The following is a 16,359-nucleotide window of genomic DNA, read 5'->3' as shown; positions in this document are numbered from 1 at the left end:
TAATTTTTCATTATGCAAAGTATATTCTACTGTATATTTATAATAAGTCCTATTTAGTGAGTAACTCCGTAGCACACCATAATAATGGCGCATGTGCATGCAAATCGCCTGTTATCTGTTTACGGGTCATATAATGATTTTTGTCATTCTTTATATTCGTACCCTCACAAACATTAGTCAATTCGTCGTCAGCATTCAAATATGAAATCAGCGCCAACCAACCTTTCATAGCAGCAGGTTCATAGATCTTCTTATCCAACCATCCGCGCTTTACTCCCACCAACATAGCATACGTAAACATAGCTGTACCTGATGTTTCTTTATATGAAGCAGGTTCATCAATAAGTTGATGCCACATTCCGTCTGCATCTTGATTCTCCAACAACGTATTCATCATTTTTTGGTAGGCTTTCATAATTATAGGACGATCGGGATTATCTCCCGGTAAGACAGAAAGTAAGCGTGACATACCAGCAGCCATCCAACCATTTCCCCGAGCCCAGAAGAAAGGAGCTGTAGGCGCGTGATAGAATAAACCGTTAGGACGTTGTATTTTTTCCAAATACATCACCATTTCCGCCGCAGCTCTATCGATATATTTACGGTTTCCTGTAGCAAGATAAGCCTGTGACTGGATAGTTGTAATCATAAACATATCATCAATCCATACGCGTGTCTGCCATGAATAACCTTGATCGGCGTAGGCTTTTTGTTCTGGCTTAGCATCTGCAGGAACCACCCACTGACTATCAGCATATTTCATACCCAAATCATAATACTTCTTATCTCCAAGCTTCTGCATATAAATTTCCAAAGGTACGGCACCAACTACATTATGATCCACATGGTTCATACGTGGCATCAAATGTTTCTCTGTAGTGAACAAGGGTTCAAAACGTTCTTTAAGTTTTCGTTGCATATCTTTGTCTTGAATTGTTTTACTAAACCACAATGCGCCCAACCAAGCACATGCATCTGGATAAGTAATATAATTAGGAGCTTTTTCTGCACGAGGATTGCCAAAACGGGTATGTGGTGTCACTATAAATTTATTAACGACGCGAGTTCCTATATTTTTTGGATCCGCCTCTTTCATACGTTTATCTATAGAAACATCTTGAGCTCCCATGGAACCACACAATAAAAGCACACTCATAAGAACAACTAAAAATTTACTTTGTATCATCACAGTATTATTTAATAATTAATAATTTGACGTCAAATGTAAGCAGTTTCCTATAATGAGTTTTGTGATATTATTCCAAACACTTTAAATTTTATATCATAGTGTCCGTTCGCCAAGCTTCCTTTGCTTATAACCGATATAAAAGACCAGCAACAGAATCACACTAAAGACAAAAAATATAATATGTAATCCAGGTGGCACATCACCACTGCCATACGAGTGTAAACCCGATAAATAATAATTCACCCCAAAATAGGTCATTAACACCGAAGATAATGCAAAAACCGACATTATGCTAAACACATAGTCTGAACGTAACGACGGTATGAAACGCGCGTGCAGAACAAAAGCATAGACAATCATAGTAATAAGAGCCCAAGTTTCTTTCGGATCCCATCCCCAATAACGTCCCCAAGACTCATTTGCCCAAACAGCTCCCAGAAAGATACCTGCTGTAAGCAAATATAGTCCAATATAAAGGGATATCTCATTTATAAAACGTAATTCACGTATATGGATTTGTAATATAGCCGACCTCTCGCCCACTGCCATGAATCCCAATGATAGTAATCCCAAAAAGAAACTCATACCAAAGAAACCATAACTTGCCGTAATTACAGCAACATGAATCATCAACCAATAAGATTTCAATACTGGTACTAAAGGAGTTATCTCCGGATCCATAAAATTAAGATTAGCCACAAATAGTATAATACCAGCAAAAAAAGCGGCTAATGCCAATGTCATGAATGAACGACGTATAAATAAAAGTCCCGCCAAAGCTGTAGCCCATGCAACGTAAATCATGGACTCATATGCATTTGCCCAAGGAGCCCGTCCCGAGATATACCAACGAACCCCTATCCCAAAAGTATGTAACAAAAATAAAGCTATGATTGCTACCATTAAAACAACAGTAACAGTTCTCAACCATCGTTTGGATTTCAGCAAACACCAAACAGAGAATAAAAGTAAAAGTAAACCAACTCCCATATATCCTATTGCCGAGAGAAAAAATAAATCGGCACGATTATAAAAGAGTTCCCACGCCACTTGTTTATCCGTCAATAACCCTACGGAACTTCTTCTCTGCTGATACACATTAATCATAGACAGAACTTCATTCGCCTGAGCCCAGTCTTGTGTATCCAAAGCTCTAACTGCCTCATCTATATACCAATAAAAGATCTTCGACACAAACATAGAATCTTTACCGGAAAATAACGATAAATCATCATTAGGCGAATACCACTTACCATTCCTATCATCCGGTAAAGGAAAAAGAGCAAACATCCTACCTTGTTGCAATGAATAAAGAATATTAACCCTTTCATCTAATTTCAGCAAATCTTTCTCTATACGTGAGCGTTCGGCTACCGGATGTGAATAAGCACTGTCTACAGCCTCCGCTATAATATACTGCCCCTCTTCATCAAACAAATCAAAAAACTTAAGATATTTATCCGACGGTAATGCTAATTTCTCGGCCAACTCTACATTAGTTTGACGGATTAAAGGTACATTCCCCCAATATTCGGGATTTATCAAAAATCCTAAAATAACCTGTTCCGGACGTAGTCCTTTGAAATTATCATTACGATAAATTTTACGCAGCAATTTAGAGGTATATGTATTTATTGGCTCAACACGTCCGGTAGAACATTGAATCTGCATACGTCCCCACATCTCCGCCTGTGTAACTGGAATAGTACTTTCATACATGTGACCGGTTATATTCTCTTGTGCAAAAAGAAACATAGGAAAATAACAAAATAACAATATCGGAACCGTTTTTTTTAACTGCCTAACCAACCAACGAACATGAGAATTGGAATCAAGTAAGCTCAACAGTATCCCCACAAGCAACAACAGATAACCCAAATATGTAATCCCTGTTCCCCAGTTATCATGATTCACAGACAATATGGTCCCCAATTCATCAGTATCATAAGAGGATTGATAAAGTCGGTATCCCTGTTCATAAATCACTTTATTCATATAGATGTGTTCAATACGGGCTCCGTCATCTGAAAAAACAGTCAGAAAGCTTTCAAAAGAAGACGGACTATGAGACCCCGGATAACGTACTAAATTAAAGTCATCTAAACGAAGAGAAAAAGGAAGTTTCCGTATCCCCTCCTGTTGATGTAATACTGAAGTCGTTTCTCCTTCACGAATATGGATAATTCCCTCAAAACCAAACATATTTGTAACCAATGCACCTGCCAAAATCACGATAAACGCTACATGAAGCAACACAATACCATACTTACGCTGCCTCCAAAGACGCTTATGAATACCTACTGCAATAAATTGCAAAACCATTAATAATTGCAGAAAGTAAAAAAGCGGTTGATTATAAATAAGCTCTCTGGCAACCGATGTCCCTTGTACTTTCTCTATGAATGTGGCCATAGCCAATAAAACTGCATATATTACTAACAGTATCAGGGTAGCTCTCCATGATACGAACAAGCATCTAACGGAAAAGAGGCATTTTCTCATAGCTTATTATTTCTCTATCGGCACATTTAACAAATTCAGTAGTTCAGCCAAAGCATCCGGTGTCAATTGCTGAGATGCATCTGATAAAGCCTTTTGCGGACAGCAATGCGACTCTATAAACAATCCATCTACATGCAAAGATAAAGCTTTCTCGCAAACAGATAATAATAATTCGCGTTTTCCCGCTATATGGCTCGGGTCACAATAAAAAGGCATATCTGGTAAACGAGTGCGAAAATGCTCTGCCTGTTCCCAAAGCGGCACATTACGATAAGGAAGATGGTCTATCGCACAAAATCCACGATGAATTATCCGAATGTCTTTCAAACCGGCATGTAGAAGACGTTCCACAGCACCAACCCACAACTCAATATCAGGACACACCGGATTTTTCACCCATACAGGAATATTACAGCCACGCAATGACTCTGCTAATTCATTCATCATAAATGGATTGACCGTAGTACGTGCTCCAATCCATACCATATCTATCCCGGCCTTCATCGTTTCTTCTACATGAGAAGGCAAAGCCACCTCAGTCATAACTTTTAGTCCCAGTTCCTGCTGTATCTCATTCAGCCATACCAATCCACAACTGCCTACTCCTTCAAATGAACCGAAACGGGAACGAGGCTTCCATAATCCGGCACGTATTGTTTTAATACCTATATGCTTCAAGGCTCTTGCCGTTTCCAACATTTGTACACGAGTCTCCGCACTACACGGACCAGCAACCAAACCTATTTTATTCTGTTCCTTCCTCATAGCAATCTAAAAAAGAACCGACGCATTTCCTTCAAAATTAAGGATAGCGTCGGTTTATCAGTCATTTATCACTCTTCTATTATCACCCTGAAACCAACGTTATACACTTTCTGCCAAGGAAGATAAGCCCTGCGATAATAGGCAGTACTAGTCTTAGGATGATCATTCCAAGAGCCGCCACGCACAACTTTCTCTATACCATTACCTTGTGCTTTCTCATTATAAGGATAAGGCAGATAATCTGAGCGGGTCCACTCTGCAACATTACCCTGCATATCATATAGGCCAAATGAATTAGCCTGATAACTGCCACCTTTTACTTGTAACATATTACCGTCATCTACTCCATTTTCTTTAGGCTGATAAGTATAATACTTGTACCAAGAATCATTCTCTGACATTGGTTGAGGATCCACTCCACGAACAGCCATTTTATTCAGTTGTTTATCTGCCATATTCTCAAATTTACTGAAATCAGCATTCAAAGAACCATACCAAAAAGTGTCATCACTACCAGCACGACATGCCCACTCCCATTGCGCCTCAGTAGGTAATGTTATATTTCTACCTGTTTTTTCACTCAGTTTTTTACAGAAATCCATTGCTTCTTCCCAACTGACACGAATAGCCGGTTGCTCAGGCTTATTAGCTGGATATCCTTGATGTACATGATCCTTCCATAATTGTCTGTCAAAACGGCTATCATGTTCAGGGAAAATTGTACGGAACTGTTCGTTACTCACCTCTATCTCTCCCATCCAAAAAGATTTTTTCACGACTTGTTTATGAGCCGGAGAATAATCTGAATGGCCACGATTACTGCCCATCACAAATGAACCGGCCGGTATACGAACGAAATTCATTTTAATACCCGGTGCTAACTCGATACTCATCCTGGCATCACCCCCCTTCATGGTCATTGCTTGAGCAACGTTTTTATCAAAAGGCCACCCTTTTACTTTTACTTCTTTATCCTTAAACTCCCTCTTTTCTGGCTTTACAGGAAGCGGTTTCTCCTGTGATTCCAAATATTGGGCATATGAACGGAGTTCGGACTGCCAATCAACACCAGCATTAGCATACTTTTCAGCTAACTCCGTACGACGGGAAATTTGTTCTACACCTTTAAAAATATTAGCATTAAACTTTCCATGATAAGGAGCATTGAAATCAATCCAATTATACAAAATTTTCCACTCTTTATCAGTCAACTCCACACCATGATGCCCCGTCTTCAATATTTTCACAAGCGGACTGACAGAAGCATGATACTCATAGGGATTAAGAACTTCAATTTCAGCTTCCGGCCCCTGACGATATACATAAGGATGTAGATTCAGATAACTTTCACCAAATCCGGAGAATTTATCAATACGCCCACCTCTAAAATCAGCCAAATTATTCGATCCATCATGGCAAGCAACACAAGCACGGTCTAAAATAGGCTGTATTTCAAGATCAAAAGTGAAAGAGCGTTGCCCTCCTTCTGGCTTAGCAATAATATGTGGAGCTATTTGTGAAGCTTTCACACGCTTTGGAATTGGTAATTGATTTTGGTCTTCATGACAACCTACGCACGAAACTGTTTCACCAGGCATGCCGGTAAGCCAACTACGCATCCACTGAACAGCACGCCCTTCCGAATCCAACGGTTGTAATGAAATTGGAGTATTCGCCGGAATTTTAAAAATCGCCGAACCATCTTCTTCCACCGGAACTGTACCTAACAGACGTTTAATATCCCAACCACTCTGAACACCTTGGGCCCAATGATCGGATGGAGTTTTATTGTAGGCATATTCATACGCTAATACCCGGAATGATTTTACTGTACCTCGAGGTACTCCTTTCAAGCCTTCTCCTTCGTATATATCCTGAATAAATACAGTAGCTTCTTTACTACCCGGAGTAATCTTATCAGGTATTACCGGAGGTATTGGAGTTTTCTTTACCGGAATCGGGCAAATCAGTCCTTCACCCTCAAACTCCACAATCAATGTAAGATTATCATATACATCAATCAAATAGATACCCCAAAGTGAATTTTCATCCAATTTGGCAGTTACTAAAAAATATTTATCAGTCAAGGGATAAGGCTTGATAAACTGTGGCCATACACCATCAACTAAACGATCTTTGACAATAGGCTCTATTTTACGGTCACGGAAAGGTAGCTCTTGCAACATGCCTTTTTCAGATTTACGACTCTTAGACGGATCAAACAACATCAAACGTCCTGAACGCGTTACGCCATGATGTCCTGAGATGACACCGATGAATTGAGAGGGGTGTCCGGGAAGAGGTTTAGCATCAAAAGTACTATTCGGAAAATAAGAACCGCTACCATATAATGACTTTTGTTCGGTTCCATCCGGATTCATATGCATGACAAAGCGGGAAAAATAGTGAGTCAGATCTGTATATTCCCAACGAGTATACATGATACGCCCGTTATTCATCACTGTAGGAGCCCAGTTGGCATCTTGATCAAAAGTTAAACGACGTAATGAACCATCCTTCGGATCGTACAAACACATATTACCGACTTCGTCATTACCGTTTACGCACGGGACACCATTATAACCAATATTGGAAACCGCAATAATCTTACCGGAAGGCAGATAAGTAGCATCAAAAAATTCTAAATCTTTTTCAGGAGTTTCAATCAACTTCTTTAATCCTGTACCATCCAACTTCACTTCAAAAACTTGCCAACGTTTGTCTGTATCTACCATAGAGAACATCAAACGCTCAGCATCCCAATGTAATTTCAAATCGGGAACAGAGGAACCGTTATTAGGTTTGAAAATTGTACGCGTCTTAATATCACCACGCAAATTAGATAATTCTGCTATTTCCGCATTAAACCCACCACGGGATGCAGAGGTTTGGTTAGACCAATTGTTATTCTGGGTACCCAATGCACGAGGATTTACCTGACGGGCTGTAGTACCAATTTTATAACGGCCTACTATAATCTTATCTATATCCAAAACAGGATTTGCCAACAATATCTCTCTTTTCAAACTTAAAGCTTTACTAGCAGCTTGTAAAGAGGCCGCATCATTTTTATAAATACCTGAAAATCCACTTGCTATAAGTTGTTTCAGTTGTACTAATTTAGCCTGATTGGCTACTTTATCAAAAGTTTTTGATTTAGCCATATCATTGTACGCTTCTTCAATCGCACGTATATTGAGCCAGCTTAATGCATTTTGTAATTGGTAGACTTTCATTGCGTCTTGAGCCACATTCAAATATCCAATTACCTGCTCATCCAAAGAAGTCTTGGCGGTAACTTGAGCTATTTGTGCAGTAAAATAGGATTTATCATTCAACAAATCTACAACAGCTGTCGCTATATGTTTTTCTATGGATGCATCATTAGTAGTAATCAAGGCCTTCATATCACTACCGGCAAAAGGCAGGAACTGGGTAGATTCCATAGGATATTTTTTTATAATATCAGTTGCAGCTTCCGCACCTGTAATACCTTGCAAACGAAAAACAGCCGTACCGGACGAAGAACGATTCTCTAACCCGATTTCAGCCTCAAACCGTACATAGCGTTTATTCAGAGGAACCACTATTTGTGAATTCGCATTAGCCATAATCGTACGTCTATACTGTTTACCTCGCATTATAACCGTCTGTCCCTTCGCATTCTCATTAAAACGAAGACGACCGCTGCCAGTATTTTTGAATGTATCTTTCAAATCATTCAACCAAATAGAAGAGCCGTCTGCCGCAATAAGTTTAGCATTAGCCCATACAGCCTGATCATCGTTGGTACCATCTACAGTACCCCAAGTATATAGTACCATTTCCTCCAATCCTGTCACATCTGCAGTAAAAGGAACTGCTGCAGTTTTCGCTTTTATCACTTGTGAAACAACCGGTAAACAGGTCCTCTGCATTTCTGAATTTGCTTGTTTTTTAGCTGCCGCAATACTTTCCGCCCATGTAGCAGGTGCATTAACCTTTGTCTTTACTTTCCGCTGAGCCATAATCGGGAGCGATAAAGCAATACACACAGACATTACTATCAGTTTCTTATTCATAATACTTTGTTTAAAGTTAATTTTCTATTTCAAGTCGGGTAAGTGGAAACCTTCCAAATAACATGCAGTAGAAACTTTATCTATATCTTGCTTATTATTCAAAGTCCATACCACATTACCGTCTTTATCAATCTCAATCAATTGCGGTACATCGACTATGGTACCTTTCGTATGCCCCCCCCAATTACATATCAGTAAGTTTTTATTTTTCAGTTCCAGTATTTGTGCAACAAACCAAAGTGAAGCACCTTTTATATCATCACTTGTAACTCGCTTTAATTCTTTCCCTGTATATCGATCCACTATTATATAACAATGATTGTCCCCACAAGGTAACAGTAAATTACCGTCTGTTAACTCCAGTGAAGAAAATGCCTTTCCAGTTATATCGTATTCGGCTACGAGTCTTCCTTTCCGATTTATTTCCATTATCTTCTGTTTTGCCATCACCGGAATCAGATAATTCTTATTCTTAAGCTGGAATATCTGTCGGAATTGGCTGTGCGGCTTGTCTATTCCCAAATCAATTTTAGTTTTATTTATTTCTCTCCCATCCTTATCTAATTCGATAAACTCAGCCGGGTTACCACAGATACCTAGCAAAATACCACCATTACGTAACAAAGTCGCAGATTGAAGTTCAGCCTTACCGGATACCTGATAATCCCATATTACCCGGTGATCCCATGTCACCACTTTAGCACCTCGTTTATAAGAATATAACACATTACCTTCGTTGGTTAAAGCAACTGTATTACATTCTTCCCCTTTTTCCAAAGCATGCTGCCATTCCACTTTACCGGTTTGTTTATCCACAAGTTGTACAAACGGATTTCCTGAGCCAGCGACCAGGATTTTATCCTGTGCCGCCGCCCGAAAACCACATATCCAAACGGCTATAACTAATAAATAAAGCCTCATTACCTTCTTTTTTAAGTAATCGTTGTTACTTACTCTTCAGTTCATTAAACAATTCAAAAGCCTGTATCGGCTTCATATTATCGTGTACCACGGCGCTAACCGCCTGTATCATTGCAGCCGGAGCCTCCGACTGAAATACATTCCGCCCCATATCTACACCTGCAGCACCTTCATTAATAGCATTATAGCAAAGTTCAAGCGCTTCCAGTTCCGGCAACTTCTTACCACCGGCAATCACTACCGGTACAGGACAGGCAGCAGCTACTTTTTCAAAACCATCACAATAATAGGTTTTTACAATATTGGCACCGTTCTCTGCAGCTATACGAGAAGCCAATCCAAAATAACGTGCATCACGTGCCATATCCTTGCCTACAGCAGTTACTCCCATTACCGGAATACCATAACGGGTACCTTTATCTACGGCCTTATACAGGTTGGCTACAGTAGTAGCTTCATGCTCAGTGTCTCCAATAGCCAACATAACTGCCATTGCTGATACGTTCATACGAATAGCGTCTTCAACATCAATCAATACATTATCATTTAATGATGTCAGGATAGAAGTGCCCGCATCCGAACGTAAACAAATTGGCTTATTAGCAGTAGGTGGTATCACAGAACGAAGGATGCCACGCGTACACATCAAACAATCCGCATATTCAATCAATGGAACAATATTTAAATCTATACGCTCCAAACCGGAAGTAGGTCCCATAATAAAACCATGATCACAAGCAAGCATCACAGTCTTACCTGTCTTTGGATTAAAAATACGGGATAGGCGGTCCTTCATCCCCCAAGGAAGATTTTCTGCACCTTTTACATGAAAACTCCTATCGGCTGTCTGAATTCCTAAACCAAAATTACAGCCTTCTCTCAAATCATCTAAATCAGCCATTTTCTTATCTTTTTATCTTTCTATCTTTTATTCTATTTATAGCGCCTTTGCAAAAGCATCAAACATACAAGACCAGGATGAAGCTCCCGAATCAGCATAACCAATAGAACGTTCGCCATAATTACGGGCACGCCCGAAATTCGCTTTCATATCTTTGGTTGCTTCCGCACCTTTCAAAGCAGCTTGGGCACCCATTGTCAAAACAACTTTTACATCTTCAGTTTCAACAGCCTGCATTGCCTCTACTGCAGGAATTAATGCATCCATCATTGTTTTGTCACCACGCTGGGCTTTAGTCTGTTTCTTTACACCGGACAAACCTCCCGCAAACATTCTTTTCACAGCTTCCACATCCAATTCCTTTCCCTCTGCACAATCGCTCATACCCAGGAAAAATCCGCCTAACAGAGTACTGGTAGAACCGCTGATTTGCAACATGACATTAAATCCCATATCATTCAACATGGTTTTAAACTCCGTACCTTTTTCGGCGGACTCAACAATAGCGGACATTGCCTGAACGATAGCCGTTCCATGATCACCGTCTCCTAATACCGCATCCAGTTGCGAAAACTCATCAGCACGTTCCGTAATGCATGTCAACGCATTACGGAGCATCTTTTTAAAATCTTCTACTGTTAATTTATCCATGCCTACTTACCAATAGTTGTCCAATATGGAGCATTCGACATCTTGTTATTCAAATAATCAACATGATCCGCATCCAATAAACCGCAAATCATTTGAAAGCCTGCCTGTTCCTGAACGGTCAACAACTCACCGATACGGCTTGATACTACTTCAATACCTGCATTCTCAAGAACTTGATGTGCTTTACGATAAACGATGTTCATTTCCATGTGAGTAGTAGCACCGACACCATTAATAATCAGTAATGCTTTATCACCAGCTTTCGGTTGTAATTTCTTCATAAGCAAACCAATCATTTCCTCTGCTGTTTCATCAGCAGATACTAATTGTTTGCGTCCACCGCCACCTTCGCCATGTTGTCCCATTCCAATTTCTATTTCCCCGTCGGGCAACTCAGAAATCATCATTCCGTTCTGAGGATGAGTACAAGACTTCATGGCAACAGCCAGCGTTGCAACCTTTTTGTTAAAACGTTCACCTATTTCAATAATTTCATCTAAAGACTTACCTTCCTCAGCAGCTGCACCTACTATTTTAATCAATGGAATACAACCGGCCAAACCACGTCGATCTTCGTCAGGCGTATCCAAACCTGCACTAATATCATCATGCGTCAAAATAGTCTTTACTTTAATTCCTACACGTTCCGCCAACTGACATGCCATGTTGGCACTCATCACGTCACCGGAATGATTTAAAACAACCAACAATATACCGGCTTCACGCTTGAATAATTGCAGTGCCTGAAAAACACGCTGAGCACCCGGCGCTGCAAAAATATCCCCTACAACCGAGCAGTCCAACATACCGTCACCGACAAATCCGCTCAAAGCCGGTTCATGGCCTGAACCTCCCAGAGTAATTATGGCTACTTTATCCTCCGACTTGGCATGCGCACGTACAATTATATTTTCTCCGCCAATAGCCACCTGATCGCTATATGCCATTACATAACCTTCCAATAGTTCAGAAGTAAGATTATCCGGATCATTTATAAATTTATGAATCATAGTTTCCTGTTATTTATATTAATTAAACTGCATTAACTCCAACGCAATGCCCTCTTCTTCGATAAAAGCAATCGTCAGATGCTCATTCACAATAGTTTTGGGAAGCAAAACCTTTGCATTCTCCAGCTCACCATCCAAATTGTCAACTTCATAAGCGATATGAGCCAATGTCTGAATCTTCTCCGGCATCCAACTGTCTTTATCAAAACGAAGAAACTCTATTTTATTGGGACTCTTTGTAAAATCTGTCAGGTACACTTGCATCCCCTCATTATACACCTCCCCGGAAACCGGCTTCTGAACCGGGATTCCAATATGATTTATCTTTCTCATGGTATTACATTTATTATAAAGCAGCTTTTGTATTTGTGAAACGTAAACCATCATTGTCATGATAACATGCCCATTCCTCAACAATAGCACCTTCAGGACCGGCCATCATAAAATGATATGATTCCAATTGTTTCAGACGCAAAACATCCCCCACTTTCTGTACAACAAAATTTTTGCTCTTAATAGGGCCATGGCTTGCAGGAACCTCAGGGGCATTTGGGGTTTCATCTCCAAGTTCGGAAAAGTTATAAACCCAACCATGATTAACCATCCATGATTCATGTTTTGCAGGGAACTTTGTCTTAACATGTGCATGTTCCGGAATCATCTGTCCCGGCAATAAATAAATATTATGAGCAAAATAGCCATATTCAGGATCATTAATCCAGAAAATACCACCCATACCTACATGTTCGAAATCACCTAACCCGAAATCCGTAAACCAGATATCCTTCTCCATTAGTGGAGTAAAAGGAACACCATAGAAATCAAACATATCAAGAAAAGCTTTTTTTGCAGCTTCTTGATCAAACTTGCCATCTTTGTAAAAATCAGCATTCGTGTACTTCTTCTGATACGTAGTCTTTTCCTGTGCCATAACTTGTTCTGTTTTTTTAGTTTCTGCTGTACAAGAAACCATTCCCATACTGCAAACGGCAATTATTGCCAATGTTAATACTTTCTTTACTTTCATTTTCTCAGTTTTATTTATTAAAATTTTATTTATTGTAATAGTCCCACCCCTTCTATTTCTATCAGCAATTCTGAACGACATACATCTGTCAGTGTATAAATAACAGGTAATTTCGGATACTTTGCTTCCAATATTCTTCTCACCTTATCTAAGTCCTTCCAATACTTCACATATACACGAAAATTGGTAAGCTCTCCCTTTTTAGTAACTGGAATCCCTGCTCGTTGCAGATTCTCATTGGAAACCAAATAATCTATATTTTCAAGAGTTATTAAAGTTTGTTCTTCAATACCAACCCCTTCCAAACTCTGTTCCCCACGAATTGCGGCAGTCCCTGAAATGTAAATAAAACCATGATCTTCTTTCCATATGGCTTTAGCACGTTCAAATTTAGGAGTTGTCTTTGCTTGTAAAATTGTCTCACCTAATAATACCTGCTGGGAATAGGCATGCGCAGCCACTTGAAGAGGGTTATCCACTCCTGTTAACAAAATCGTTTCATCCTTGCAAAGCAGCACATCCATATCTACCATAATTCCCCCGCACTGAGTTCCGATACCTGTAGCGGCAGGATAGCCTGTTTCCCATTCCACATTTGTATAAAACAGAGAACGGGCATCATTAAAATCCTGATAATGCTGATGTCCCACATTATCATAGTTAGTAATTTTTTCAATATAATTCCATTGACGTACAATCGAAGAAACAGGTATCTGCTCAGTATCAAGTACCTGTCGGATACGACTAAAAACATCATCCGATTGCTCACGAATATTCTGATGTAACACATCTCCGGTAACTCCTCCCAAAAATAAGCGCTTATATCCTTTACGTTCCACTACTATATAGGGGATATCTGCACATTTCTGATAAATGACCATATCCTGCCCTGTCAGCACCAGTTCATGTATCTCCATAGCCATACCACCGGTATCGACAGGTTGAGCTACATAACTTACTATCGGTTGCTTATCCCCAAAAAACTTTTTAACCGTCTTTCTTAAATAATTAAACTGAGCTATATATTCGCTATTATCCGCCGATGCTCCAAAGAAAACCATGCGTACCGGCATATAAGTTGCCAAATATTCAGTAAGCAAATATGCTGTCATTTCTTCAAAGGAAGCTTTCTCCACTTGATAAAAACGATGTATAATTTCTATATGTTGTTCCGTCGTTACCATATTCCCGTCATTCATCACATAATCATCAAAGTGAATTTACATACTCGGCCAATTCATCAGCTTCTTTCGATGATATCTTTTTATCAATACCATGTTTATACACCTCAAAAACCTCTTTCATAGTAGCTGCTCTTCCATCAAACAAGTAAGGAGCGGTACGCCATACTTCACGCAAAGTAGGGGTATCCCAACCTTTCTCAAACTCTACGTCCTCTCCAATTCGATGCAGCTGCATATCAGTATAATACGGACCGGAATGACATTCGTCACATTTAAATTTTTCAAAAACTTTACGTCCCCGCTTTGCTTTCTCAGAAAGTTCGCCGTTTATCAAAAAAGGACTTGGAAGAGGCTTTAATGATAATAAATACTCATCAACACAAGTAGCGAATTCCTCCGGAAGATCAATAAACTGGATATATTTGTATCCTGTACGGACAGCGACATAAGAAGAAGCGCGTATTCCCGAAATCATAGCCGGCGGAGTAACATGAGATAATAATAAACTTTTACAATTCTTAGAATTGCCAATTCCATCATTCATCAAATCCCAATTCATTGCATCCATGCGGGCATCCCCGGGATGACAACCATTGCAAGACTGCCAGTTTTGAAAACAATACGCAGCATCATTAAAATATTTCTCACCTTTATTAATACTACTCTCCACCCTATTCTTCACCATAGCAATAGACTGAATATCAATTGTATTCAAATCAACAATATTTAATGTATCTGAAAAATAAGTAGGTACGATTGCATGCTCCTCTTTAATAATAAAGCATCTGGGGCCATTACCAACTAAAGGAATCCGTTGACGGATACCATAAAGGAACCTCAAATCATACGCCAAAGCATCCTTTTGAGGATATTGTTCAAACTTTTGTATAAATTCCTGATAATCAATCACACTAATTTCATGAGTACCCGAATGGCTGATTACAATTTTATCATTCGTACACTTTACGTCCCAAATACCGGCAGCACCGCGTTCCGGTTCATCCAACAATACTGCACCTTCAAAATTCAATGTTTGCACATTGACAAGGCTCACAGCACTTGTATTCATCCATCCTTGTTGCAGCTGTGAAGTCGGAACCTGAAAACGACCCAAATTATGCGTCACCAACAGATAACGGTTGTCAGGAGAAAGTGTCATACCTCGCAGTGCATTACTGCCATTAGCCAACTGTATATCTTTTATTTTTTCAAAACTTGCAATATCAATAACAGAAACACAAGCTGCCACCGTATCTACATCCGCACGTTGTGACGGAAGAAAATTAGCTACAAACAAATATCTCCCTTCCGGATCCAATACGATAGATTTCGGTTCACGCAATACACGCACTGTACGCAATTCTTTCTTTCCTTTCCGGTCTATTTCTGAAATTGTTCCTGCAAACTGATTACAAACATATAATTTTCCCGAACGGGTATCTACTAATGGGGCACAGGCACCTGAAGCAGTCTTTATAAAACATTTTTCTGAGGGTACGGAAGCCGACAAAAGATAAACACCGTTTTCATTTTCACCGGCAACCGTCGTAATAATCTGCTCACCATCCACAGTCACTCCTGTCGGTATCTCATTTAGTTCCCATTCATGTAAACGTTCTTTATAATTGGACGAATAAAGTGTTACTTTACGAACACCTTTCTGTGCAACAATCATTCCTGACTTATAGGGAGCAATACTTGTAATAAACAAAGGGGTGCCTTCCGGTTGTTCGACCGTATGTGTAGTAAAAGCAAATAAAGAGGCAACCGATACAGTCACCAACAAAACCGCTTTCATAAAATTGTAATTTTTACATATCATAGACATTAAATTTAGTCGTTATTTTCAATTCACAAAAATAGCGCAAACACCTTTTTATGAGTATCAATAACGTCTCATTGAATTGCAATTGTGTATCAAATATTAGGTATAATCTGTTTGAAGGCATAGATAGAAATACTTTAAGACAGCCATCTTAGTTTCCTGACTTAATATTGATTTGAACAAATTCAAAATGTACTACTCCATATAGTATCTTAAAAAAATGAGAAAAATGAAATTATATAGATGGCAAATGAAACATAAGGTTTAAATTCTCATTTTATAATTGCAGGCTATCCGGTTACCGACTGTGGATTATCTATTCC

At 39.4% G+C, this 16,359-nt stretch carries 12 protein-coding genes; all 12 read right to left on the bottom strand.

The features are described 5' to 3' along the window. Positions 1 to 49 precede the first annotated feature (49 nt). The 12 genes from I2F54_RS13570 to I2F54_RS13515 all read right to left on the bottom strand — a co-directional run bounded on the left by I2F54_RS13570 (position 50) and on the right by I2F54_RS13515 (position 16,009). On the bottom strand, positions 50 to 1,186 hold the full coding sequence (locus I2F54_RS13570; RefSeq protein ID WP_195501468.1) for a glycoside hydrolase family 88/105 protein: 1,137 nt from the start codon (positions 1,184 to 1,186) through the stop codon (positions 50 to 52). A 96-nt stretch (positions 1,187 to 1,282) separates the two neighbouring features. Further along, on the bottom strand, positions 1,283 to 3,601 hold the full coding sequence (locus I2F54_RS13565) for a cytochrome c biogenesis protein CcsA (RefSeq protein WP_195501467.1): 2,319 nt from the start codon (positions 3,599 to 3,601) through the stop codon (positions 1,283 to 1,285). A gap of 96 nt (positions 3,602 to 3,697) precedes the next feature. Further along, positions 3,698 to 4,456 carry a DAHP synthetase I family protein gene (locus I2F54_RS13560; RefSeq protein ID WP_022218106.1) on the bottom strand — a complete coding sequence of 253 codons (759 nt, stop codon included), beginning with the start codon at positions 4,454 to 4,456 and terminating at the stop codon, positions 3,698 to 3,700. Between the two features lie 68 nt (positions 4,457 to 4,524). Next, a complete protein-coding gene (locus tag I2F54_RS13555; RefSeq protein WP_195501466.1) occupies positions 4,525 to 8,517 on the bottom strand; it encodes an SUMF1/EgtB/PvdO family nonheme iron enzyme in 3,993 nt (1,330 codons plus the stop codon). 24 nt (positions 8,518 to 8,541) lie between these two features. After that, a complete protein-coding gene (locus I2F54_RS13550; RefSeq protein WP_009120456.1) occupies positions 8,542 to 9,438 on the bottom strand; it encodes a beta-propeller domain-containing protein in 897 nt (298 codons plus the stop codon). Between the two features lie 25 nt (positions 9,439 to 9,463). Beyond that, positions 9,464 to 10,339 carry a 3-hydroxy-5-phosphonooxypentane-2,4-dione thiolase gene (lsrF, locus tag I2F54_RS13545; protein ID WP_022218108.1) on the bottom strand — a complete coding sequence of 292 codons (876 nt, stop codon included), beginning with the start codon at positions 10,337 to 10,339 and terminating at the stop codon, positions 9,464 to 9,466. A gap of 36 nt (positions 10,340 to 10,375) precedes the next feature. Further along, complete coding sequence (locus I2F54_RS13540) at positions 10,376 to 10,990, bottom strand: DAK2 domain-containing protein (protein WP_022218109.1); 615 nt, start codon at positions 10,988 to 10,990, stop codon at positions 10,376 to 10,378. Between the two features lie 2 nt (positions 10,991 to 10,992). Further along, positions 10,993 to 12,000, bottom strand: a complete 1,008-nt coding sequence (locus tag I2F54_RS13535; RefSeq protein ID WP_009120459.1) for a dihydroxyacetone kinase subunit DhaK — start codon at positions 11,998 to 12,000, stop codon at positions 10,993 to 10,995. Between the two features lie 18 nt (positions 12,001 to 12,018). After that, positions 12,019 to 12,333, bottom strand: a complete 315-nt coding sequence (locus tag I2F54_RS13530; RefSeq protein WP_022218110.1) for a VOC family protein — start codon at positions 12,331 to 12,333, stop codon at positions 12,019 to 12,021. A gap of 13 nt (positions 12,334 to 12,346) precedes the next feature. Beyond that, positions 12,347 to 13,027: a cupin domain-containing protein gene (locus tag I2F54_RS13525; protein ID WP_022218111.1), complete on the bottom strand. Its 681-nt coding sequence runs from the start codon at positions 13,025 to 13,027 to the stop codon at positions 12,347 to 12,349. 29 nt (positions 13,028 to 13,056) lie between these two features. Further along, complete coding sequence (locus I2F54_RS13520) at positions 13,057 to 14,211, bottom strand: chorismate transformation enzyme, FkbO/Hyg5 family (RefSeq protein ID WP_229097200.1); 1,155 nt, start codon at positions 14,209 to 14,211, stop codon at positions 13,057 to 13,059. A gap of 25 nt (positions 14,212 to 14,236) precedes the next feature. Then, a complete protein-coding gene (locus I2F54_RS13515; RefSeq protein WP_229097199.1) occupies positions 14,237 to 16,009 on the bottom strand; it encodes a YVTN family beta-propeller repeat-containing protein in 1,773 nt (590 codons plus the stop codon). Between the last annotated feature and the right edge of the window lie 350 nt (positions 16,010 to 16,359).

Origin of the sequence: Bacteroides clarus, assembly GCF_015555825.1 — a bacterium.
In the GTDB taxonomy this organism is placed as follows: domain Bacteria; phylum Bacteroidota; class Bacteroidia; order Bacteroidales; family Bacteroidaceae; genus Bacteroides; species Bacteroides clarus.
The sequence above is the reverse complement of the archived record's forward strand: the minus strand, read 5'-3'. Positions and strand labels throughout refer to the sequence as shown.

What these genes read in the sequence shown, in the direction of transcription:
- I2F54_RS13570 (WP_195501468.1), bottom strand. Translation starts at nt 1,186, where the DNA reads ATGATACAAAGTAAATTTTTAGTTGTTCTTATGAGTGTGCTTTTATTG.
- I2F54_RS13565 (WP_195501467.1), bottom strand. Translation starts at nt 3,601, where the DNA reads ATGGCCACATTCATAGAGAAAGTACAAGGGACATCGGTTGCCAGAGAG.
- I2F54_RS13560 (WP_022218106.1), bottom strand. Translation starts at nt 4,456, where the DNA reads ATGAGGAAGGAACAGAATAAAATAGGTTTGGTTGCTGGTCCGTGTAGT.
- I2F54_RS13555 (WP_195501466.1), bottom strand. Translation starts at nt 8,517, where the DNA reads ATGAATAAGAAACTGATAGTAATGTCTGTGTGTATTGCTTTATCGCTC.
- I2F54_RS13550 (WP_009120456.1), bottom strand. Translation starts at nt 9,438, where the DNA reads ATGAGGCTTTATTTATTAGTTATAGCCGTTTGGATATGTGGTTTTCGG.
- lsrF (WP_022218108.1), bottom strand. Translation starts at nt 10,339, where the DNA reads ATGGCTGATTTAGATGATTTGAGAGAAGGCTGTAATTTTGGTTTAGGA.
- I2F54_RS13540 (WP_022218109.1), bottom strand. Translation starts at nt 10,990, where the DNA reads ATGGATAAATTAACAGTAGAAGATTTTAAAAAGATGCTCCGTAATGCG.
- I2F54_RS13535 (WP_009120459.1), bottom strand. Translation starts at nt 12,000, where the DNA reads ATGATTCATAAATTTATAAATGATCCGGATAATCTTACTTCTGAACTA.
- I2F54_RS13530 (WP_022218110.1), bottom strand. Translation starts at nt 12,333, where the DNA reads ATGAGAAAGATAAATCATATTGGAATCCCGGTTCAGAAGCCGGTTTCC.
- I2F54_RS13525 (WP_022218111.1), bottom strand. Translation starts at nt 13,027, where the DNA reads ATGAAAGTAAAGAAAGTATTAACATTGGCAATAATTGCCGTTTGCAGT.
- I2F54_RS13520 (WP_229097200.1), bottom strand. Translation starts at nt 14,211, where the DNA reads ATGGTAACGACGGAACAACATATAGAAATTATACATCGTTTTTATCAA.
- I2F54_RS13515 (WP_229097199.1), bottom strand. Translation starts at nt 16,009, where the DNA reads ATGAAAGCGGTTTTGTTGGTGACTGTATCGGTTGCCTCTTTATTTGCT.